Annotated in this window: 16 protein-coding genes; 6 read left to right on the forward strand and 10 right to left on the reverse strand. The window is 61.0% G+C overall.

All coding sequences use genetic code 11. The annotated features are described in order from the left end of the window. Positions 1-553: 553 nt before the first annotated feature. The 3 genes from H9642_RS03995 to H9642_RS04005 all read right to left on the reverse strand — a co-directional run bounded on the left by H9642_RS03995 (position 554) and on the right by H9642_RS04005 (position 6,613). Positions 554-3,604, reverse strand: coding sequence for a multidrug efflux RND transporter permease subunit (locus H9642_RS03995; protein ID WP_251835099.1), 3,051 nt, complete (start codon positions 3,602-3,604; stop codon positions 554-556). Between the two features lie 70 nt (positions 3,605-3,674). Further along, entirely contained in the window at positions 3,675-4,796 is a 1,122-nt protein-coding gene (locus H9642_RS04000) for an efflux RND transporter periplasmic adaptor subunit (RefSeq protein WP_251835100.1), read from the reverse strand. Positions 4,797-4,987: 191 nt separating this feature from the next. Continuing rightward, positions 4,988-6,613: a methyl-accepting chemotaxis protein gene (locus tag H9642_RS04005; RefSeq protein ID WP_251835101.1), complete on the reverse strand. Its 1,626-nt coding sequence runs from the start codon at positions 6,611-6,613 to the stop codon at positions 4,988-4,990. A 250-nt stretch (positions 6,614-6,863) separates the two neighbouring features. On the opposite strand from H9642_RS04005, the gene H9642_RS04010 reads away from it, so the two are divergent. The 4 genes from H9642_RS04010 (at position 6,864) to H9642_RS04025 (ending at position 12,417) form a co-directional block, all read left to right on the forward strand. After that, entirely contained in the window at positions 6,864-7,655 is a 792-nt protein-coding gene (locus tag H9642_RS04010) for a methyltransferase domain-containing protein (protein ID WP_251835102.1), read from the forward strand. Between the two features lie 307 nt (positions 7,656-7,962). Next, positions 7,963-9,588, forward strand: coding sequence for a methyl-accepting chemotaxis protein (locus tag H9642_RS04015; protein WP_251835103.1), 1,626 nt, complete (start codon positions 7,963-7,965; stop codon positions 9,586-9,588). Positions 9,589-9,753: 165 nt separating this feature from the next. After that, positions 9,754-11,097 carry a glutamine synthetase family protein gene (locus H9642_RS04020; RefSeq protein ID WP_251835104.1) on the forward strand — a complete coding sequence of 448 codons (1,344 nt, stop codon included), beginning with the start codon at positions 9,754-9,756 and terminating at the stop codon, positions 11,095-11,097. Between the two features lie 60 nt (positions 11,098-11,157). Next, positions 11,158-12,417, forward strand: a complete 1,260-nt coding sequence (locus H9642_RS04025; protein WP_251835105.1) for an MFS transporter — start codon at positions 11,158-11,160, stop codon at positions 12,415-12,417. A gap of 78 nt (positions 12,418-12,495) precedes the next feature. On the opposite strand, the gene H9642_RS04030 is transcribed toward H9642_RS04025, so the two are convergent. The 4 genes from H9642_RS04030 to flgA form a co-directional block, all read right to left on the reverse strand. Next, on the reverse strand, positions 12,496-13,251 hold the full coding sequence (locus H9642_RS04030; RefSeq protein WP_251835106.1) for a flagellar brake protein: 756 nt from the start codon (positions 13,249-13,251) through the stop codon (positions 12,496-12,498). Between the two features lie 71 nt (positions 13,252-13,322). Further along, a complete protein-coding gene (locus H9642_RS04035) occupies positions 13,323-13,796 on the reverse strand; it encodes a flagella synthesis protein FlgN (RefSeq protein WP_251835107.1) in 474 nt (157 codons plus the stop codon). A 43-nt stretch (positions 13,797-13,839) separates the two neighbouring features. Next, positions 13,840-14,145 (reverse strand): flagellar biosynthesis anti-sigma factor FlgM, encoded by a 306-nt coding sequence (gene flgM / locus H9642_RS04040; RefSeq protein WP_251835108.1) that lies wholly within the window; start codon positions 14,143-14,145, stop codon positions 13,840-13,842. Between the two features lie 132 nt (positions 14,146-14,277). After that, a complete protein-coding gene (gene flgA / locus H9642_RS04045) occupies positions 14,278-15,030 on the reverse strand; it encodes a flagellar basal body P-ring formation chaperone FlgA (RefSeq protein ID WP_433962662.1) in 753 nt (250 codons plus the stop codon). Positions 15,031-15,165: 135 nt separating this feature from the next. Between flgA and H9642_RS04050 the strand changes: the two genes are divergently transcribed. Further along, the gene (locus tag H9642_RS04050; RefSeq protein ID WP_251835110.1) at positions 15,166-16,095 is read left to right on the forward strand and encodes a chemotaxis protein CheV; all 930 of its coding nucleotides are present in this window, start codon (positions 15,166-15,168) and stop codon (positions 16,093-16,095) included. A 43-nt stretch (positions 16,096-16,138) separates the two neighbouring features. Further along, positions 16,139-16,966 (forward strand): protein-glutamate O-methyltransferase CheR, encoded by an 828-nt coding sequence (cheR, locus tag H9642_RS04055; protein ID WP_251835111.1) that lies wholly within the window; start codon positions 16,139-16,141, stop codon positions 16,964-16,966. Positions 16,967-17,105: 139 nt separating this feature from the next. On the opposite strand, the gene H9642_RS04060 is transcribed toward cheR, so the two are convergent. Genes H9642_RS04060 through H9642_RS04070 form a run of 3 tightly spaced genes read right to left on the reverse strand, consistent with a single transcriptional unit; the run spans position 17,106 to position 19,105 of the window. Beyond that, positions 17,106-17,723 (reverse strand): TPM domain-containing protein, encoded by a 618-nt coding sequence (locus H9642_RS04060; protein ID WP_251835112.1) that lies wholly within the window; start codon positions 17,721-17,723, stop codon positions 17,106-17,108. A 12-nt stretch (positions 17,724-17,735) separates the two neighbouring features. Beyond that, positions 17,736-18,500 carry a TPM domain-containing protein gene (locus H9642_RS04065; protein ID WP_251835113.1) on the reverse strand — a complete coding sequence of 255 codons (765 nt, stop codon included), beginning with the start codon at positions 18,498-18,500 and terminating at the stop codon, positions 17,736-17,738. Next, on the reverse strand, positions 18,500-19,105 hold the full coding sequence (locus tag H9642_RS04070; protein ID WP_251835114.1) for a LemA family protein: 606 nt from the start codon (positions 19,103-19,105) through the stop codon (positions 18,500-18,502). The genes H9642_RS04065 and H9642_RS04070 overlap by 1 nt, the downstream gene beginning before the upstream one ends. Positions 19,106-19,136: the final 31 nt, after the last annotated feature.

Raw genomic sequence — 19,136 nt, forward strand, 5'->3', positions numbered from 1 at the left:
ACTGGTCTATTGCCGGCTCGGAAGGATTGGCACTCGACTAGCGTATTTAAGACCGCTGAGAGGCGTGGTCGCGCGTAGCCGGTGAGGGACAGTCAAAAAAGGATCATCTACGACAGATAGGCTCTGCTTTTCGCAACGTTACGCTATCTCAGCGGTCTCGCCTGCGATTTTCTATGGCGTGATCACTCGCTGCATATGGCGGAACCAGCATGAGGTTACTGTCATGACGTCCACAATCGCTAGAGGCCTGTTCCTTATGGGCGCTCTGGGCGTGGTTTCCCTGGCCACCGCGGCCTGGCACGAGCCGGGACCGGGCATCATACAAGGAAGTCATGGATTGACGCATTGCCCGATTCCTCCCAACGCGCGCGAGAAGGTATCGTCGGTTCAACCCGGAGAAGAATTGCTGTTGTTGCTGTACGGTTTGTCGCAGAGTGCTCAGTCTCGCGGATGAGACATGGCAGTGACGGAGACCGCTCGTCCTACGAGTCCCTACGGAAAGCCCCGATGCGCCTTGCGCGTCGGGGCTTTTTCATGCGTATACCGACACACTTCAGTGTGCCGGCTCCAGCGCCTGCCGGTACGCATCCGGTTTGGCCAGCAGGCAATACATGCTCGGCAGCACGAACAGCGTGAACAGCGTGCCCACCGACATGCCGGTGGCGATCACCAGGCCGATATCGAAACGGCTGACGGCACCTGCGCCTGAGGCCAGCAATAGCGGGAACATGCCGAATACCATGGCGGCGGTGGTCATCAGCACCGGACGCAGGCGGATCGCTGCGGCTTCCTCCACCGCCTCGCGAGGCGTCAGCCCCTTGCTGTGACGTAATTGGTTGGCGAATTCAACGATCAAAATGCCGTGCTTGCTGATCAGTCCGATCAGCGTCACCAGCCCGACCTGGGTGTAAATGTTCATGGTTGAAATGCCGAGAAACAATGGGATCAGAGCACCGCAGATCGACAGCGGCACGGTGATGAGAATCACCAGCGGATCGCGGAAGCTCTCGAACTGCGCGGCCAGCACCAGGAAAATGATCGCCACCGCCAGGGCGAAGGTGACATACAGCTCACCGCCTTCCTGGATGAACTGGCGTGACGCTCCGGCATAGTCGAAGGCGTAGCCGCGCGGCGCTTCTTCTTCGGCAATCATGCGCACGGTGTCGATGGCTTCGCCCATGCTGACGATGGGCACGCCTTGGATGATTGCTGAGTTGAGCTGCTGGAACTGGTTGAGCTGGGTAGGGCGCGCACGGTCGTGGACACGGATCAGCGTACCCAGCGGCAACATCTGGCCTTGCTCGTTGCGCACATAATAGCTGTCCAGCCAGTCGGGATTGTCGCGCCAGGCACGCTCCACCTGGGCGATGACCTTGTAGCTGCGGCCTTCTACCGTGAAGCGGTTGATTTCCCCTTCACCGAGCAGGACCGCCAGGGTCTGCCCCACTTCCTGCATGGAAACGCCCATTTGCGCGGCTTTCTGCCGATCGATTTCAACCACCAATTCGGGCTTGTCGAATGCCAGGTCAACGTCGAGGAAAGCGAACTTGCCGGATTCCTGGGTGCGCTGCCGGATGCGGTCGGTCACTTGCAGCAGCGATTCATAATCATTGGGCGTGTTGATCACGAACTGGAACGGTAAACCCTCGCCGGTGCCGGGCAGCGAGGGCAGGTTGAAGCCGAAGATCTGCAGGCCGGGTACCTGGTTGATACGCGTCTGCACCAGGGGAAGCAGTTCCATCTGCGTGCGTGAGCGCTCGTCCCACGGGGTGAGCAGAAATCCGCCAATGCCGGATTGCACACCATTGAAGCCGTTAATCTGGAACGAGGAGTAATACTCGGGAAAGGCTTTGAAGATGTCGCGAAACTGGTCGGTGTACCTGTTCGTGTAGTCCAGGTTGGTGGGCTGCGGTGCGTTGCTGAGCAGAAAGATCGCGCCCTGATCTTCCTCCGGAGCCAGCTCGCTCTGGGTGAACATCAGCAGTACCGGGATCAGCCCGAGCACGATCAGTGCAAAGACCAGGACCACAGGGCGTGTATCGAGGGTGCCGTGCAGAAGTCGCTGGTAGCGCAAACGCACGCGCTCAAAGGTGCGGTCAATGCGCTGGGCCAGGCCGGAAGGATTGGTGGTGGGGCGCAACAGTTTTGCGCACATCATCGGCGACAGGGTCAGCGCGACGATGCCGGAAATGATCACTGCACCGGCCAGGGTAAAGGCGAATTCCTTGAACAGCGCGCCGGTCAGGCCTTGCAGCAGGCCGATGGGTGCGTAAACGGCCGCCAGGGTGATGGTCATCGATACGACCGGCACGGCGATTTCCCGCGCGCCTTCCAGGGCCGCCTCGAACGGCGTCTTGCCTTCCTCGATATGACGGTGGATGTTCTCCACCACGACGATGGCGTCGTCCACCACCAAGCCAATGGCCAGGACCATGGCCAGCAATGTCAGCAGGTTGATCGAGTAGCCCATCAACTGCATGAAGAACAGCACGCCGATCATCGACAGCGGGATGGTCACTACCGGAATCAGCACTGAACGCAGCGCACCCAGGAACAGGAATACCACGACGATGACGATCAACACTGCCTCGCCCAGAGTCTTCACCACCTCGTCGATCGAGGCACGGATGAACTGCGTGGCGTCGTAGGCGATGGACAGCTTGAGATTGGGCGGCAACTGCGCCTGCAATTCAGGAATCAGGCCGCGGACGTTTTTGATCACCTCCAGCGGATTCGAACTGGGCGTGCCCTGGATGGCAATGTAGACAGAAGGGGTGCCGTCGAAGGAACTGACGCTGTCGTAGCTTTCCGATCCCATTTCGACGCGGGCCACATCGCCGAGCAGCACGCGGGTGTCGCCTGCGGTTTTCAGCGGAATGGCAGCGAAGGCTTCAGCGGTCTTCAACTCAGTTTCAGCATTGACCGCGGTGAGTGTGTATTCACCCTTCAGCTCGCCGGCGGTGGTCAGGAAGTTGTAGCGGCGCACCGCGCTGCTGACATCCGCCGCGCTCAGCCCATACGCACCCAGTCTGATCGGGTCGAGCCACAGACGCATGGCAAACACCTGATTGCCGAGGATCTCTGCCTCGGCAATGCCCGGCAGGGTGGCCAGTTTGGGTTGAATGATCCGCGACAGGTAATCGGTGATCTGCGGGTTGGACAGCTCCTCGCTATAGAAACTGATGTACATCAGGGCCGTGGAATCGGCGGCTTGCTTGGCCAGAACCGGGTCTTCGGCATCCTGCGGCAATTGGTTCTTCACTTCGTTGGCCTTGGCCAATAACTCGGTGAAGAGACGGTCGCTGTTACTGCCGATGCGCGCATAGATGGAAATCAGCGATACGTTCTGACGGCTCACCGATGTCATGTAATCGATGCCCTCGGCACTGGCCAGGCTCTGTTGCAGGGGCTGGGTGATATAGCCCTGGATGGTCTCGGCATTGGCGCCGGGATAGGTCGTGGTCACCGTGATCAGCGCGCTTTCCAGCTCCGGATACTGGCGAATTGACAGTTGCTTGAAGGCCTGGAAGCCGAGCAGCACGATCAACAGGCTGATGACGCTGGCCAGCACCGGGCGACGGATGAAGGGATCGGTGAAGGCCATGGACAATATCCTCTGCGTTTACGACCGTTTGAAGCCTTGCCCGCCTTTTCAATGTCCTGGTGCTGCCGATTCAAGGCCGGGCTTCGGGTGCGACGATGGAGACGGCGGTGTCATTGTCGAGTTTCAACTGGCCGGAGCTGACTACCCACTCGCCGGCAGTCAGTCCCTTTTCAATCACCACCAGGCCGTCGCGACGTTCGCCCGTGGTAATGAAACGACGCTCGACACGCTTGCGTGGCTGGCCTTGTTCGTCGGTCTGTACCTGGCCGGCCTCATCCTGCTGATCCGTGACGACGTAGAGCGCGTTGCCGTAGAGGCTATAAGTGATGGCGGTTTCCGGTACCACCACGCGCTGCGGCGTCTCGGGCAGCAGGACATCTAGATTGGCAAACATGCCTGGCAGAAGTTTTTCTTCGGGGTTTTGCAGCTGGGCGCGCAGTTGGATATTGCGCGTGCTTTCCTCGGTGCGCGGGTTGATGGCGCTGATCTGCCCGGTGAACACCTCATCGGGATAGGCCGGTACGCTGAGTTGAACCTGCTGGCCGACGCGCAGTTGCGGCACGCGCTGTTCCGGCAGGAAGAAATCAACCTGCAGGCGGGACAAATCCTGCAACGTGGCGATCAGTGTGCCGGAGCCCAGGTAATCGCCGACCTCCACTTGGCGGATGCCGATGGTGCCGGCGAAGGGCGCCGAGATGCGTTTCTTGGCCAGGCTGGCCTTGAACTGCTCGACGCTGGCCTGGGCCTGGCGGGCCTCTGCGTTCAGTCGGTCGAACTCGCTGCGTGAGATCATCTGCCGGCCGACCAGGTTGCGGGCGCGGCCCAGTTCCACCTGCGCCAGGCCCAAGGCGGCCTCGGCGGAAGCCAGGCCGGCCTGTTCCACCTCGCTGCTCATCTGGATTAGCGGTTGATCCTGGCTGACCTTTTGCCCCGACTCGAACAGCGTTTGCTGCACGGTGCCGGGGACTTCAACCGTCAGCTCCACGCCTTGAATGGCCTTGAGCGTACCGATAGCCGGCAGGCGACGCTGCCAAGGGATTTCCCGTGCAGGTTCGGCCTCCACGCTGATGGGCGGCGGCGGGGCGGAAAAAAGCTGGACCTGCTGGTAAATCGAATAGCCCTTGTAGGCAGCCAGAGCCAAAACTACCAGCACGACCACGGCAAGCATGATGAGCATGCGGCGCAGCAGCATGGGGGTTCCTCGTCAAAGCGGGACGCGCGAGGAAAGCTTAGACGCAGTCCAGTCCTGCGCAGGGACCATTCGCAACCAAGGCGTGCGCTATTGGACCGGCTGCAAGGCCGCTGTAAGCATGGCGCTGATGGGCGAGCCTGCACATTGCAGGCTCACCAGACCGCAGCGCCAGACACGGCGGTGCGCTGGTGTCAGGCCTGAATGTGCCGGGTTAACGCGCTGAGCGTGCTGGACAGGCTGTGCAAATGCTGTCCAGCCTCCTGGGTGCGTTGCAGATGGCCTTGATTGGTGCTGGCAATGTCGGTGATCTCGGTGAGGTTCTGGGTCAGGCCCTCAACCACCGAGGTTTGCTCTTCGGCAGCGGTGGCGATCTGGCGGTTCATGTCGCGGATGGTTTCCACGGCGTCGGTGACGCCGCCGAGAATGTCACAGGCGCGCTTCACCTGTTCAACGCCATCCTCGCTGCTCTGTTGGCCGTTCTCAATGGCACGTACTGCATTAAGCGCACCGCTCTGCACTGCCTCGATGATTTGCTGGATCTCGGCGGTGGATTCTGCTGTGCGCTTGGCCAGAGTGCGCACCTCGTCGGCGACGACGGCGAAGCCGCGCCCCGCATCGCCCGCCCGCGCTGCCTCGATGGCCGCATTTAGGGCCAGCAGGTTGGTCTGGTCGGCAATGCCGTGAATCACCTCAAGCACGGCGCCGATTCGTCCGGTATCACTCTCCAGGCTGTGCACCACGTCGGCGGCATGGATGATCTCGTTGCGAACCGCTTCGATGCTCGTGACCATGTCCTGCATGGCAGCCTCGCCTTGTTGAGTGATGTTTTCTGCCGCATCGGCCGCGCTGGCCGCCTCGGTGGTGTGTCGGGCGATTTCCTGAGCCGTGGCCGACATCTGGTGCATGGCGGTAGCCACCTGATCGGTGCGGTCGAACTGGGTGCGGGTGCTTTCGGCCATCTGATAGGAAATGGTGTTCAATTCGCCGCTGGCCTGATCCAACTGGGTCGTACTTTGCTGAAGATTTCTGAACGTAGCGGAAAGAAACTCGCGCAGCCGATTGGCTGCCTGGGCCAATCGACCTAGCTCGTCGCGCCGGCTGGCATCCACCGGCAGACCCAGGCGCCCCTGGCTGAGTTGGGCGATGTGCTCAATCAGTTCGTTGATGGGGGCAATGAGACGACGGTTGATAAGCCATTGGCCCAGCAGTCCGACCACCAGACTCGACGACAGCATGAACAACAGGCCATAGGTGACGGTATTAGTGGTGGAGCGCTGGAGGACCGGAATTTCAGCCTCGGTCTGCTCACGCCAGTTTCGCCCCATCAATTCGAGCTCATCGCTGAAGTTACGGTCGATTCCCTGAACGTTCCGGTCCGCCACCCGGGCATTGAAACCGCTGCTCAGAAAGACCTCGCGGCCCTGACGATAGGCCTGGCCGACCTGTTGGTGTTCATTGCGCAGCTCAACCAGCCGCGCCCTGAGCGCGGGATCGATATCGGGGGCGTTGATGAGACTCTCCAGACTTTGTTGCACGTCGCGTTCCTGGGCCTCGAAGCGGTTCCAGAATGACGCCAGGTCGTTGCTGCTCCGGGTCCGCAGCAGCATGTTTTTCCACTCCTGAACCTGGGTCTTGAAGTCGAGATTGGCCTGGTTAAGCACCAGTGTGGAATGCGTCGGGCCGGCCAGCAGGCGTTGATACGCATGGGCGTTGTCACTCAAGGACTGAAAGCAGGCCAGAGCAATCATCAGCATCAACATCAGGCTGCCGCCCAGCAGGATCAGGACTTGGCTGCGCAGCGAGTTGGCAAAAGACATGACACATTCCTTGGAGAGGGAGAAGTGCGACCGTACGGACTTCGCTGTACCGGACGGTTGGCAATGGAAAGCGGGCTGGAAAAGCGCAGAGGCTGGCTGCGCATCACAATTGTGCCTTTACCGTTTATCGGCTGACGGCTCGCTGAACTTGAGGGAAAGGACACAGACTCGGCGTTGAAACTCTGGGTGTTGATTATCCCCTGCGCCCATTGTCTACCGATGAAATGGGTGCAATGGATGGAGGTGTGCCATGAACCTGAAAGAGGCCGGCTCGCCGGCCGATGTATACGAGCAGTTCTTCGTCCCTGCGTTGTTCCGACAATGGGGGGAAGTCATGGTGGACGTGGCGGGTATCGAGACTCGCCAACGCGTGCTCGACGTCGCCTGCGGCACTGGCGTGCTGGCCTGTGCCGCAGCCCAGCGGGTCGGTGGCGGTGGAGCGGTCACCGGACTTGATCCCAACGAGGACATGCTGGCCGTGGCGCGCCGCAAAAGCACCACGATCGAATGGCTCAGCGGTCGTGCCGAGGCATTGCCCTTCAACGACCAGAGTTTCGACGTGGTGGTCAGTCAGTTTGGCCTGATGTTCTTTGACGATCCGGTGGCGGCGCTGCGGGAGATGCGCCGCGTGCTTCGCCCCGGAGGACGCCTGGCCGTGGCGGTGTGCGATGCGCTCGATCATTCTCCCGGCTACGCGGTGCTCGCCGAGTTGCTGCAGCGGTTGTTCGGTGAGGCCGTGGCTGAGGCCTTTCGCATGCCGTTTTCCTGTGGCGAGCGAGAATCCTTGCGCAGCCAGGCCGTTGCGTCCGGTCTGAATGAAGCCCAGGTTACTCGGCATGACGGAGTGGTGCGCTTTGCCTCTGTCGAGGCGCTGGTCGCCACCGAGCGTGCCTGTGTTTGGACGCTAGGCGGTCTGCTTGACGATGGGCAGTTCGCCCGCCTGCGCCAGGAGGCCGAAGAGTCGCTGCAGCCCTTCGTATTGGCGGATGGTCGGGTCGAGTTCAGCATGCCGGCACTGATCGTGACCGCGACGGGCGAGTGACTCCTTGGCGTGAGTTGGGTGCCTGTGGCAGTGGCGAAATGTAGGGTGGATGGCGCTTTATCGAGCCACCGCGCAGGGCCAGGGTGGATGTAAAACGCTATATCCACCAGCAGTCGTCAGGAGTGTGTTTTGTTCGCCTTAACGCCCCCTTAAGGAAAGAGTGACGTCAAAAGGCCTTTTTTTTGACGTCAGAATGTCATGACGCTGACCGGGCCGCCGATATACCCACCACTGCTTGTGGTGTGCTCTGCTTCACGTGCGCGCACCGGTAAGAAGAAAAACAAATCACTTCGGATGAGGTCATCCCATGTTTCTTCGGCGTTTCAAGGTCGGTCCCAGGGCATTCATCAGCTTTTCCCTGGTTGCGTTGCTAGTCGTGTTGCTCGGCTTGTTCGCACAGAGTCAGATGAAGGTCATTCGCGGCGCGACGCTCGTGCTGCTCGATAACACCTTGCCAAGCTATGTCTCGTTAGGCTCCGTCAGCGAGAAGATGCTGCGCCTGCGCATCATGTCCTTCCGCCTTCTGGTCGACCGCGAAGAGGACAAGCTCAAGGCTTCGCTGGCACGTGCTGACGAGCTGGTCGGCGAGCTCTCGGCCGAGATTGGTGGCTACGAGCGACTGATCAGCAACGATGCGGAGCGGGTGCAGTTTTCCGAACTGAAGCGGGCGATGAATGACTACGTGGGCATTCACCAGCGCTTGGTGCAGTTTTCCCACCAGAACGATCTGCAACAAATGCATGCCTTGCTGGGCGGCGATTACAACCGGCTGTCCATTGCTCTGGGTGCGCAGCTGAACAAGCTGGTCAAGATGAACAGCGAAGCGGCTGCGGATTTTACCGAATTGTCCCGCGCCGAATACCAGCGCGCGGAAATCGGTGTGATGATTTTCCTGATCATCGCCGCGCTGTTGACTGTCGGGCTGGCACTGATCTTTACCCGCAGTATCGTGGCGCCGCTGGGCGAGGCCGTGCGTGTTGCGGAAACCGTGGCCGCAGGCGACCTCACGCAGGACATCCGCGTCAGCGGCGAAGATGAGCCGGCACGCTTGCTCGCCGCGCTCAGAACCATGCAGCAAAGCCTCAAGGCGACCATCCAGGGCATTGGCGACTCGTCCAATCAGCTGGCCTCGGCTGCCGAGGAGCTGAATGCGGTCACCGAGAACTCGAGCAAGATCCTCCATCAGCAGAACCATGAAATCGAGCAGGCGGCTACGGCCGTCAACGAGATGACGGCTGCGGTGGATGAAGTGGCGCGCAACGCGGTAGCTACCTCGGAAGCGTCGCGTGGCTCCGACACGGTCGCGCGCAAGGGTCAGGAGCAAGTCAACCGTACGGTCGATTCGATTCATCACGTAGCCAACGACGTGACCTCCACCGGTGGGCAAGTCGAGCAGTTGGCCGAACGCATTCGCCACATCAGCACGGTTCTCGATGTGATTCGTTCGATTGCCGAACAGACCAACCTGCTGGCCCTTAACGCGGCCATCGAAGCAGCGCGGGCCGGTGATGCCGGCCGCGGCTTCGCCGTAGTGGCCGATGAAGTGCGGGCCCTGGCCCATCGCACGCAGCAGTCGACCCAGGAGATCGAGCAGATGGTGGCCGGTATCCAGCAGGGTACTGATCAGGCTGTGGCCGCCATGCAGACGAGCAATGATCGCGCTCACTCCACGCTGGACATCGCGCGTGCCGCCGGCGAGGCGTTGGAGCAGATCACCGCGGCGATCGGCAATATCACCGAGCGCAACCTGATCATTGCCAGCGCCTCGGAAGAACAGGCGCAAGTGGCCCGTGAAGTTGACCGCAACCTGGTGAATATTCGTGATCTGGCCGTGCAAACGTCCGCTGGGGCTCACCAAACCAACTCCGCGAGTCAGGAGCTGGCGCGCCTGGCAGTACAGCTGAAAGGTCTGGTGATGCGCTTCAAGGTGTAAACCTCTCCGCGTACAGGGCGAACTCGCTGGCCCTGCGGGTTCGTCGACCTCTTGGTGCGAAATGTGGTTGGCGTTTATATCCACATGCTCGCTTGATCTCTGCGGGCTGGGCTACCTACTGTAATGAGGTTGCCATGCTGGCATGCACGCAGAGGTTTGGACGCAATGACCGAGATGGACTTCCAGGCGCTCGCCGAGCGCCTTGCCGGGGTTGGCGAGATCGAATGTATAACGCCTGACCTCAACGGTGTACCACGCGGCAAAGTGATGACCGCCGAAGGCTTTTTCGCACCACGGCGCCTGCAGATGGCTCGGGGCGTGATGCTGCAATGCATCATGGGTGGTTATCCGCCGCCCGGTTATTACGGCGGCGATGATGGTGACCTGGTGCTGCGTCCCGATCCTAACCAGGTGCATCGAGTGCCCTGGAGTGAACAGCCGCGCGCCCTGGCGATCTGCGATGGCGTGGACATGGACGGTGGACTTTGCCCGCTGTCGACACGCAGCCTGCTGCGCCAGGTGCTGGGCGAGTATGCGCAGCAGGGCCTGGCGCCGGTGGTGGCTACTGAGTTGGAATTTTTCGTATTCGCCCGCAACCCGGATCCGTTGCAGCCGTTTGAGCCGCCGCGCGGCCTCGACGGTCGACCGGAAACCGGTTCGTCGGCGTTCAGTGTCACGGCCAACCACAATTTGCGCGAGTTCTTTGCCGAGGTATATGAGGGTATGGGCGCGCTCGGGCTTGCGCGCGACACCTTCATGCACGAAATGGGGATCAGTCAGTATGAGATCAACCTGGTGCACGGCGAGCCATTATTGATTGCCGACCAGACTTTTCTCTTCAAGCATCTACTCAAGGAGGTGGCGCTCAAGCACGGCTTGATCGCCGTGTGCATGGCCAAGCCGCTGGCGAGCACGCCGGGCAGCTCCATGCACCTGCATCAGAGCGTGGTGCGCGCCGACGGTGGCGAGAATATTTTCAGTGACGGGCAGGGCGAGGAAACCCCCGCGTTTCGGCATTTCATCGGTGGGCTGCAGGCGGCGCTGGGCGATCTGACTTTACTGTTCGCTCCCCATGTGAATTCTTACCAGCGCCTGTTTCATCCCTTTGCATCGCCGAACAATGCGTGCTGGGCGTACGACAACCGCGCCGCCGGGTTGCGCGTGCCCGTCAGTGGTCCTGAGGCGCGGCGGGTGGAAAATCGGCTGCCCGGCGCCGACGCGAATCCCTACCTGGTCATCGCCGCGAGCCTGGCGGCCGGGTTGCGCGGCATGCGCCTGGGGCTTGAGCCGAGTTCGCCGGCGCAGGGCGAATTCGTCGCGCCGCAGGCGTTGCGCCTGCCGTTCACCATGTCGGCCGCGCTGGAACGCTTACAGAACAGTGAATTGGCGCGCGAACTGTTGGGGGCAGAGTTCATCGAAGGCTTTGCTGCCAGCAAGCTGATGGAGCTGGGCAGTTATTACGACGAAATCACCCCGTGGGAGCGTCGTCACCTGGCCTCATGGGTATGATGGACGCTGCGGCTCCCGTACCGGGGGCCGTTTTTATATGGAGGCTTGTCTGATCCAGCTATGTTTCGCGCCCTGAAATCATTTCCTGCGTTGTATATGGCCACCCTGCTGATGCTGCTGGGTTCCGGTTTGTTGAGCACCTACCTGGCCCTGCGAGTGGCCGAGGTGATGGATGGTGTGTGGGTGGGTGCGCTGATGGCGGCCTATTATCTGGGACTGGTGCTGGGCGGCAAGATTGGCCACCACTTGATTGCCCGAGTCGGGCACATTCGCACCTATGCGGCGAGCGCCGGCGCGGTCACCGCGGCAGTGCTGGGCCATGGCCTTATCGAGTGGCTGCCCATCTGGCTGGTGCTGCGCATGTTGGTCGGCTTGGGCATGATGTGTCTGTATATGGTGGTGGAAAGCTGGCTTAACGAGCAGGCTGAAGACCATCAGCGCGGCCGGGTATTCGCCGGTTACATGACGGCCTCCTACGGGGGGCTGGTGTTGGGGCAACTGGTGCTGGTGGCGTACCCCTCGCTGGGGCTCGAACTGCTCATGCTGGTGGCGCTGTGCTTTGCGTTGTGCCTGACGCCGGTCACGCTGACCGACCGCATCCACCCGGCGCCTTTGCACCCTGCACCGATGGAGCCGCGTTTCTTCATGCGCCGTGTGCCGCAATCGCTGGTCACGGTAGTCATGGCGGGACTGGTCGTCGGGGCCTTTTATGGTCTGGCGCCACTGTACGCCAGTCGCATGGGGCTGGGGACGGCCGAGGTCGGCCTGTTCATGGGCAGCTGCATTCTGGCCGGACTTGTCGGGCAGTGGCCGCTGGGTTGGCTGTCCGATCGCTACGACCGGCCACAGTTGATTCGGGTGTGTGCCTTGCTGCTCAGCCTGGCCAGCCTGCCGCTGGCCCTGCTGCAAGAGGGATCGCTCTGGTTGCTGCTGCCCATTGGCTGCCTGGCCAGCCTGTTGATGTTCAGCCTGTACCCGTTGGCGGTGGCGTTTTCCAATGACCACGTGGAAGCGGAGCGTCGGGTATCACTGACGGCGATGCTGCTGATGACCTTCGGTGTCGGCGCGGCGATTGGGCCGTTGTTGGCGGGGGTATTGATGCGCGTGTTGGGGGCAAATCTGCTGTATGCCTTCTTCAGTGGCTGCGGGCTGCTGCTGGCACTGAGTGTTCGTCCGCATCGGGTAACCAACCTGCACCAGGTCGAAGATGCGCCGCTGCATCACGTGCCAGTGCTGGATAGCATGGCGGGCTCGCCCTTGCAGGCCGCCTTGGACCCACGTGTCGACGAGCACGTGGTGCAGGAGCAGATGCAGGATTAGCCGTGCGGCTAGGAAAAGGTATTAGTGCATTACGCTGCATCGGAGACGCGCGGAGCGTCTCCGTGGCGGGCTCGACGATTATTCGAAGGGACCTTCGCGCTCGAGGCGGCGACTTTCTCGCTGTACCTGAAAGACGAAGCGCTCGATCTGCCGCTGCTCGAGGCCGCTGATTTCGTGAAAGCGCATGCCGGCGAAGCTGGCCTCGTGGCGTTCTTCGTAGTGCAAGTGGCGCAGCTCAGCGGCCAGCACCAGAGTGGCTTCGGGCAGGGCAATGCTAAGTCGTTCGTAGACTTCGCCGCGCTCCAGAACGCTCAGCACGTTGCCGGGAAAGCGCAGCTTGCAACCAGTGGCCGAGATGTCCAGCAGTTTGCCGACCAATGAGGGGGAGAGCAGGCTGCCGGCCAGATTGATCGTGGGGATCTGGCTGGGCTTGAGGGGTGCGCGGTAGGCGTCACGGCGCTGGTGATAATCCATCTCCTCAGGCAGCTCAATCCAGTAACAGCGATGCCCTTGATGTTCGCCGCGGCGAATCTGGGCACGCTCGGTACGCCAGGCCATGCGTATGCCTTCGTGATACCCTTGGACATGGAAGCTCTCACCCCCCAGCAGGCGGGCCTCGCCGTCGGCAGGTACCAGTTCGTCCAGCGCGAGCAAGCCACGCTCCCGATCAAGATCCACCAGAAGGCTCTGGTAGTGCTGAGTTTGGCCGTCGAAGGTGATTGTCAAACTATCCAGGCCTTGCTGGAGCAGCTTTAAACTGGCGAGGATTTCCAAGGGTTCCCGGAGTATCACCGGGCCTTGGGGCGCGTTGTCATCATCCAGGAATTTTGACACTGTCTCGAAGTCTCCGAACGGTACGACACCGACCTGCCCCTGCGAGCATCGAGGCAGATCAGTTTATTAATTCAGGCCAGATTGATGGGGCGCTGGCGGGCTATGTTACCGGTGCTCTGACCGCGACGGTTATAGAGCCCGGCGGTGTCATTCTTGCCGCGCACGATCATCAGCAACCCTTCGACACTGCTCTGGCCATGCTGGATGAGGCGGCCATTGCTCAGGTTGGCTTCCTGGCAGCGCTGCAGCAGTTCACTCAGGGTATCGGCACTTTCCATCAGCGCGGGGCCCTGCGGCGAGCGTTGCGCAAACGCTTGCAGGCCATCACGGTCGGGCGTCAGTTGCAGACCACGCAACAGCTCGCTGCGCTGCTGGCGATGCTGCTCAAGCAGGGCAAGCAGCTGTTGTTTCTCTTCCAGCAGTTCTTCCAGCAGCGTCAGCTCACTGCGACTCAAGGCCTGATACTCGCTGTCGAGCAGCGCGAGCAGACGCTCAGCGCTGGCGATATCGTCATTGAACTGCTGCAAAAGGCTTACTGCTGGCATAACAACCTCTGTTGAGCGGGCGTCCTGCTCCCTCGCGGGTCAATCAGCGCAGGGTTTCGAAACCGAGCAGCTTGCTGGCCACGCGCTGGCTGTCGACCTGATAGCTGCCATCGGCGATGGCTTGCTTGATTTGTGCCACGCGTTCGTGGTCGACACTGGGCTGGCTACGCAATTGATCGCTGATCTGCTGCAACTGTTGAGCCTCAGCACTGAGAAGTACAGGCTCGCCACTTTTGGCCGGTGTTGCAGGCTGGGCCAGCGCGGTGTCGATCGGCGGCTGCGCCGCATTGCTGCGGTTTGTGCTGGGCGGGACGGGGGTGCCGTTCGACCGCTGAATGTCGATAACCATGATTCGCTACCTCGGACGGGTGTATGGACGCATGCCATTATTCTCGGCCAAGGCGGCAGGAACTTTAGTGCGATCCGATACGGTTTTGCGTTTCGGGTCACAGTTTAAAGGATTTAAACAGTTCTTGACGGTTTAGAGGTCCACTTCCACCTGTCCGGGGCCACTGATCCTGGCCTTGATGATGCGTTGGGAGCCCAGGTTGCGTACCCGGATCTGTTCACCTGGCGCTCCGTTGCTCAGCGCTTCGCCGGGCATGCGTACATTCAGGCCGCTGTTGCGGGCGCTGATGACGACCTGATCACCTTTGCTCACCACATCGGCTCGTTCCAGGTGGTTGGGGGTGAGGATCTGGTCGGCGGTGACGGGGCGCGTCAATTTGTAACCCAGGGCCTGATCCAGCTCGGTCAGATAGCCTTGGCTGAGCTGGCCGACGTCGCGCTCCGCCAGGCGGATATCTGCAAAACCGATGGTGCTTGAGCGCGCCAAGGGGCGGGCGACGGCGACTACGTCGCGATACAGGCGCACTTGGGCGGGGACAAAGACGCTCCAGGGCGAACGACCGCTGCAGCCGACGCGCACGGTGACCCGGCCGATGGGCTGTGGCGGGTTTTCCAGGCTGGCATACAGGGGCTGGTCGCAAAACGGCATGCGCAACCGTGGGTCCAGCCGGTTCATGTCGATTTCATGGCGCCCGGCGATGGCGCTGCGCTGCAAGTAGTCGGCGACAGTGGCCTCAAGAAATGCCTGGGCTGTGCCGATAAGCTGATCAGGTAGCGTTTGTGGTGTTGGCGCCGCCTGTGACGAGATGCTATGCAGCACGGCAACGCAGGCGAGGGGCTGGGCAAGCCTGGATAAGCGTCGTAAAAATGACAGGGCAATCTTCATGTCCTAAAAGAAGCAAAGTACGTGCCGCCAGGTAAAGAGCGAGCATCGAACTTTGGTGCGCGTGTGGGTAAGCACGGCGGCACTTTCCGTCCCTACCTGAACATACAACGTTCTATTCATATCAAGGGAGCCGGCATGGCTGGTGTAATGGACTCGGTAAACCAGCGCACTCAGCTGGTCGGACAGAATCGTCTGGAGCTCTTGCTGTTTCGTCTCGACGGCAGTCAGCTGTATGGCATCAATGTCTTCAAGGTCAAGGAAGTACTGCCTTGTCCCCGTCTGAATGTCATGCCCAAATCGAGCGCGGTAGTGTGTGGCGTGGCGAATATCCGTGGCGGAACCGTTCCGATTCTCGACCTGTCGATGGCTACCGGCCGTCGCGCTCTGACCGAGCGGCAGAACAGTTTCGTCATCATCACCGAATACAACTCACGCGTGCTGGGCTTTCTGGTGCGCTCGGTGGAACGCATCGTCAACCTCTACTGGCATGAGGTGCATCTGCCGCCCAAGGGCACCGGACGGGATCATTACCTGACTGCGGTGACCCATGTGGATGATCGGCTGGTGGAAATCATCGATGTAGAAAAGATTCTTGCCGAAGTCATACCGACCCAAGAAACGGTCTCTGATCACGTCATTTCCGCGCAGGCTCAGCAGTTTGCCGAGACTCAGCACGTGCTGGTGGTGGATGATTCATCGGTTGCCCGCAAGCAGCTGATTCGTTGCCTGGAAAGCCTTGGCGTCGAGGTCACTGCTCTGTGCGATGGTCGCCAGGGACTCGAGTATCTGCAAAACATGCTCAACGAGGGGCGCAGCCCTGAGAAGGAGCTGCTGATGGTCATTTCCGATATCGAAATGCCGGAGATGGATGGGTACACTCTGACCGCAGAAATTCGCCAGGACCCGCGCATGAGCAAGCTGCATGTGCTTTTGCATACCTCGCTGTCAGGGGTATTCAACCAGGCGATGGTCAAGAAGGTGGGTGCGGACGACTTCCTCGCCAAGTTTCGCCCGGATGAACTCGCGACCCGAGTCATCGAGCGAATCACTGCGCAAAGCAACTAAGAGCTGCGGTTTTCGGCATTCCATAACGTTAAAGGCGGGCTAGGTGTCTTCGGGTAATTTGGATTTTGAACTGTTCCGGGACTTTCTGGAAAAAACCAGTGGGATTCTGCTTGGCAGCAATAAGCAGTATCTGGTGTCCAGCCGGCTGAACCGGCTCCTGGAAGAGCAAGGCATCAAAAGCCTCGGCGAGCTGGTGCAGAGAATCCAGAGCCAGCCGCGCAGCGGTCTGCGTGAGCTGGTGGTCGACGCCATGACCACCAACGAAACCCTGTGGTTTCGCGACGGCTATCCGTTCGAGGTTCTCAAAAGCCGGGTACTGCCGGAGCTGCTCAAGGCCAACCCGCATCAGCGTCTGCGTATCTGGTCGGCAGCCTGTTCTTCGGGGCAGGAACCCTATTCGCTGTCGATGACCCTGGACGAGTACGAGCGCACCTATCCCAGCCAGTTGCGCATGGGCGCGCAGATTGTTGCCACCGAACTGTCCGGCACCATGCTGGCGGCCTGCAAGGCCGGCGAGTACGACAGCCTGGCCATGGCGCGCGGCTTGTCTCCGGAGCGCAAGCAACGGTATTTCGACCAGGTCGCACCGGGACGGTGGGCGATCAAGCCAGCCTTGCGCAGCCGCATCGAGTTTCGTGCCTTGAACCTGCTCGACAGCTACGCCGTGCTGGGCAAGTTCGACATCGTGTTCTGCCGCAACGTGCTGATTTATTTCTCCGCCGAGGTGAAGCGCGACATCCTGCTGCGCATCCATGGAACGCTCAAACCGGGAGGTTACCTGTTCCTGGGGGCCTCCGAAGCGCTCAATGGCTTATCGGATCATTACCAGATGGTGCAGTGCAGTCCGGGGATCATCTACCAGGCCAAGTAAGCATCGATATTTCACGTAGGGTGACGTTGAGCGCAGCGATACCGCGGTGTTTTGACATTTTTGATGCGTCTTGGCGCGATCCCACCGGTTGCTCTGAATCTCCTGATTGCGCCCAACGCGCTGACTTGAATCCCAAGCTTCACTCCAGAACCACCAGCCGGTTGGCCAGCTGGTTGCGCTCCTGGGTTGCCGGCAGGTGTGCCTGGAGGTGCCGGCCACAGCCCTCGATGCAGTCAAGAAAACCCTGCAGGGTTTGCCCTCGGCGTACCTGCTGGGTAAAGCGTGCGATCAGGCTTTCCCACACGTCGTTGCCGATGCGGCTGGAAATACCGCGGTCGGCGAGAATTTCCACATAATGCTCGGCTTCGCTGACGAAGATCAGCAGGCCTACATCGCCGTCGGTGTGGTGCAACTGCTGTTCGAGAAACTGTCTACGTGCCAGGTTGGCCGCCCGCCAGTGACGCACCCGCAGGGGAATCAGGCGCAGGCGCAGCGCGGGAAGCCTGAACAGCAAGCCCAGTAGCAGAAAGCTGCTCCATTGGCTCAGCAAGAGCTGACGGGCGTTCAACCAATCGCCGAATACGTTGAGAATGCCGGGCAGCAACAGGGCAATCAGGCCGGCCCACACCAGCGGAATATAATGGTAATCGTCCGCCTGGGCCGCCAGTACGGTGACCAGCTCGGCATCGGTGCTGCGCTCGACGCGGGTAATCGCATCGGCGACCTGCTGCTGTTCCTGTTCGCTGAGTAGGCTCATGTGTCTCTCCGTTTACCAGCCACCGGAGGCGCCACCGCCCCCGAAACCGCCGCCGCCCCCGCCGAATCCTCCCCCGCCAAACCCGCCGCCGCCACGTCCAAGCAAGGTGCCGAGCATCGCGCCGGCAATCACATCCCGTCCTCGTCCACGCTTGCGCCGTCCGCCGCCGCCCCCGCCGAGAAACAGGATAATCGCAATGAACATGATCAAGAACAGCAGCCCGGCGGGCTGCTGTTCGCCACCGCCCTGGGCGGCGCTGTAGCCTTCCAGCGGCTCGCCGCCGAGCACCTGCAGCATGGCGTCGACACCGGCGCGAATGCCCCCGGCGTAATCGCCCTGGCGAAAGGCCGGGGCGATCAGGTTGTGGATAATCAGCGCCGATTGCGCATCGGTGAGTCGGCCTTCCAGGCCATAGCCGACCTCGATGCGGATCTTGCGTTCGTCGCGGGCGATAATCAGCAGCGCGCCGTTGTCCCGGTCCTTCTGACCGATGCCCCAGTGGCGGCCCAGCTCGACGCCGAACTCCTCGATGCTGCGACCTTGCAGATCGGGCACGGTGACCACCACCAATTGCTCGACGGTGGCCTGTTCATGGGCGGCAAGCTGCTGGGCCAGTTGGCTTTCGCTGGGAGCGTCCAGCAGCTCGGCCTGGTCGACCACTCGGCCGGTGAGTGGCGGAAACTGGACTTGTGCTTGCACGCCAGTGGCGCCCAGGCAGAACAGCAGGGCGATCAGCAGCAAATACCGCCAGTCGACAACGGCATGGCCCCGTTGCATCAGAACTGCACTTGTGGGGCCTGCTCCGCATTCTCCGAGGTGGCCTCGAAGGTCTCGCGGATCGGCATGTCGCTGTACATCAAGGTATGCCAGATGCGGCCTGGGAAGGTGCGGATCTCGGTGTTGTAACGTTGCACGGCGGCGATAAAGTCGCGCCGCGCCACGGCGATGCGATTCTCGGTACCTTCGAGCTGGGATTGCAGGGCGAGGAAGTTCTGGTTGGACTTGAGGTCCGGGTAGCGTTCCACCACCACCATCAGCCTGCTCAAGGCGCCGCTCAGCTGATCCTGGGCCTGTTCGAACTGACGCAGTTTGGCAGGATCGTCGAGGGTATTGGCATCCACCTGGATCGAGGTCGCCTTGGCCCGTGCCTCGATCACTGCTGTGAGGGTTTCTTGTTCCTGGCGGGCGTAGCCTTTGACGGTTTCCACCAGGTTGGGAACCAGGTCGGCGCGGCGTTGGTACTGGTTTTCCACCTGCGCCCAGGCGGATTTGACTTGCTCGTCATAGCTGGGAATGTTGTTGATTCCGCAGCCGCTCAGCAAAGTGACGAGCAGCAGGCTGGCGAGGGTGCGCAGCGAGGCGAGGCGTGACGGGCCATGCATCTTAAATCTCCCGGTGACAGGGCGGAGCAGG

This window comes from Serpens gallinarum, assembly GCF_014836765.1.
Lineage (GTDB): Bacteria > Pseudomonadota > Gammaproteobacteria > Pseudomonadales > Pseudomonadaceae > Serpens > Serpens gallinarum.

Bases quoted from the DNA above. Each gene is read 5' to 3' on its own strand.
- H9642_RS04000 (WP_251835100.1), bottom strand. From the start codon at position 4,796: ATGCTGCTGCGCCGCATGCTCATCATGCTTGCCGTGGTCGTGCTGGTA.
- H9642_RS04015 (WP_251835103.1), top strand. From the start codon at position 7,963: ATGTTTCTTCGGCGTTTCAAGGTCGGTCCCAGGGCATTCATCAGCTTT.
- H9642_RS04070 (WP_251835114.1), bottom strand. From the start codon at position 19,105: ATGCATGGCCCGTCACGCCTCGCCTCGCTGCGCACCCTCGCCAGCCTG.
- H9642_RS04010 (WP_251835102.1), top strand. From the start codon at position 6,864: ATGAACCTGAAAGAGGCCGGCTCGCCGGCCGATGTATACGAGCAGTTC.
- H9642_RS04065 (WP_251835113.1), bottom strand. From the start codon at position 18,500: ATGCAACGGGGCCATGCCGTTGTCGACTGGCGGTATTTGCTGCTGATC.
- H9642_RS04025 (WP_251835105.1), top strand. From the start codon at position 11,158: ATGTTTCGCGCCCTGAAATCATTTCCTGCGTTGTATATGGCCACCCTG.
- flgM (WP_251835108.1), bottom strand. From the start codon at position 14,145: ATGGTTATCGACATTCAGCGGTCGAACGGCACCCCCGTCCCGCCCAGC.
- H9642_RS03995 (WP_251835099.1), bottom strand. From the start codon at position 3,604: ATGGCCTTCACCGATCCCTTCATCCGTCGCCCGGTGCTGGCCAGCGTC.
- H9642_RS04060 (WP_251835112.1), bottom strand. From the start codon at position 17,723: ATGAGCCTACTCAGCGAACAGGAACAGCAGCAGGTCGCCGATGCGATT.
- H9642_RS04035 (WP_251835107.1), bottom strand. From the start codon at position 13,796: ATGCCAGCAGTAAGCCTTTTGCAGCAGTTCAATGACGATATCGCCAGC.
- H9642_RS04005 (WP_251835101.1), bottom strand. From the start codon at position 6,613: ATGTCTTTTGCCAACTCGCTGCGCAGCCAAGTCCTGATCCTGCTGGGC.
- H9642_RS04020 (WP_251835104.1), top strand. From the start codon at position 9,754: ATGACCGAGATGGACTTCCAGGCGCTCGCCGAGCGCCTTGCCGGGGTT.
- H9642_RS04050 (WP_251835110.1), top strand. From the start codon at position 15,166: ATGGCTGGTGTAATGGACTCGGTAAACCAGCGCACTCAGCTGGTCGGA.
- flgA (WP_433962662.1), bottom strand. From the start codon at position 15,030: ATGAAGATTGCCCTGTCATTTTTACGACGCTTATCCAGGCTTGCCCAG.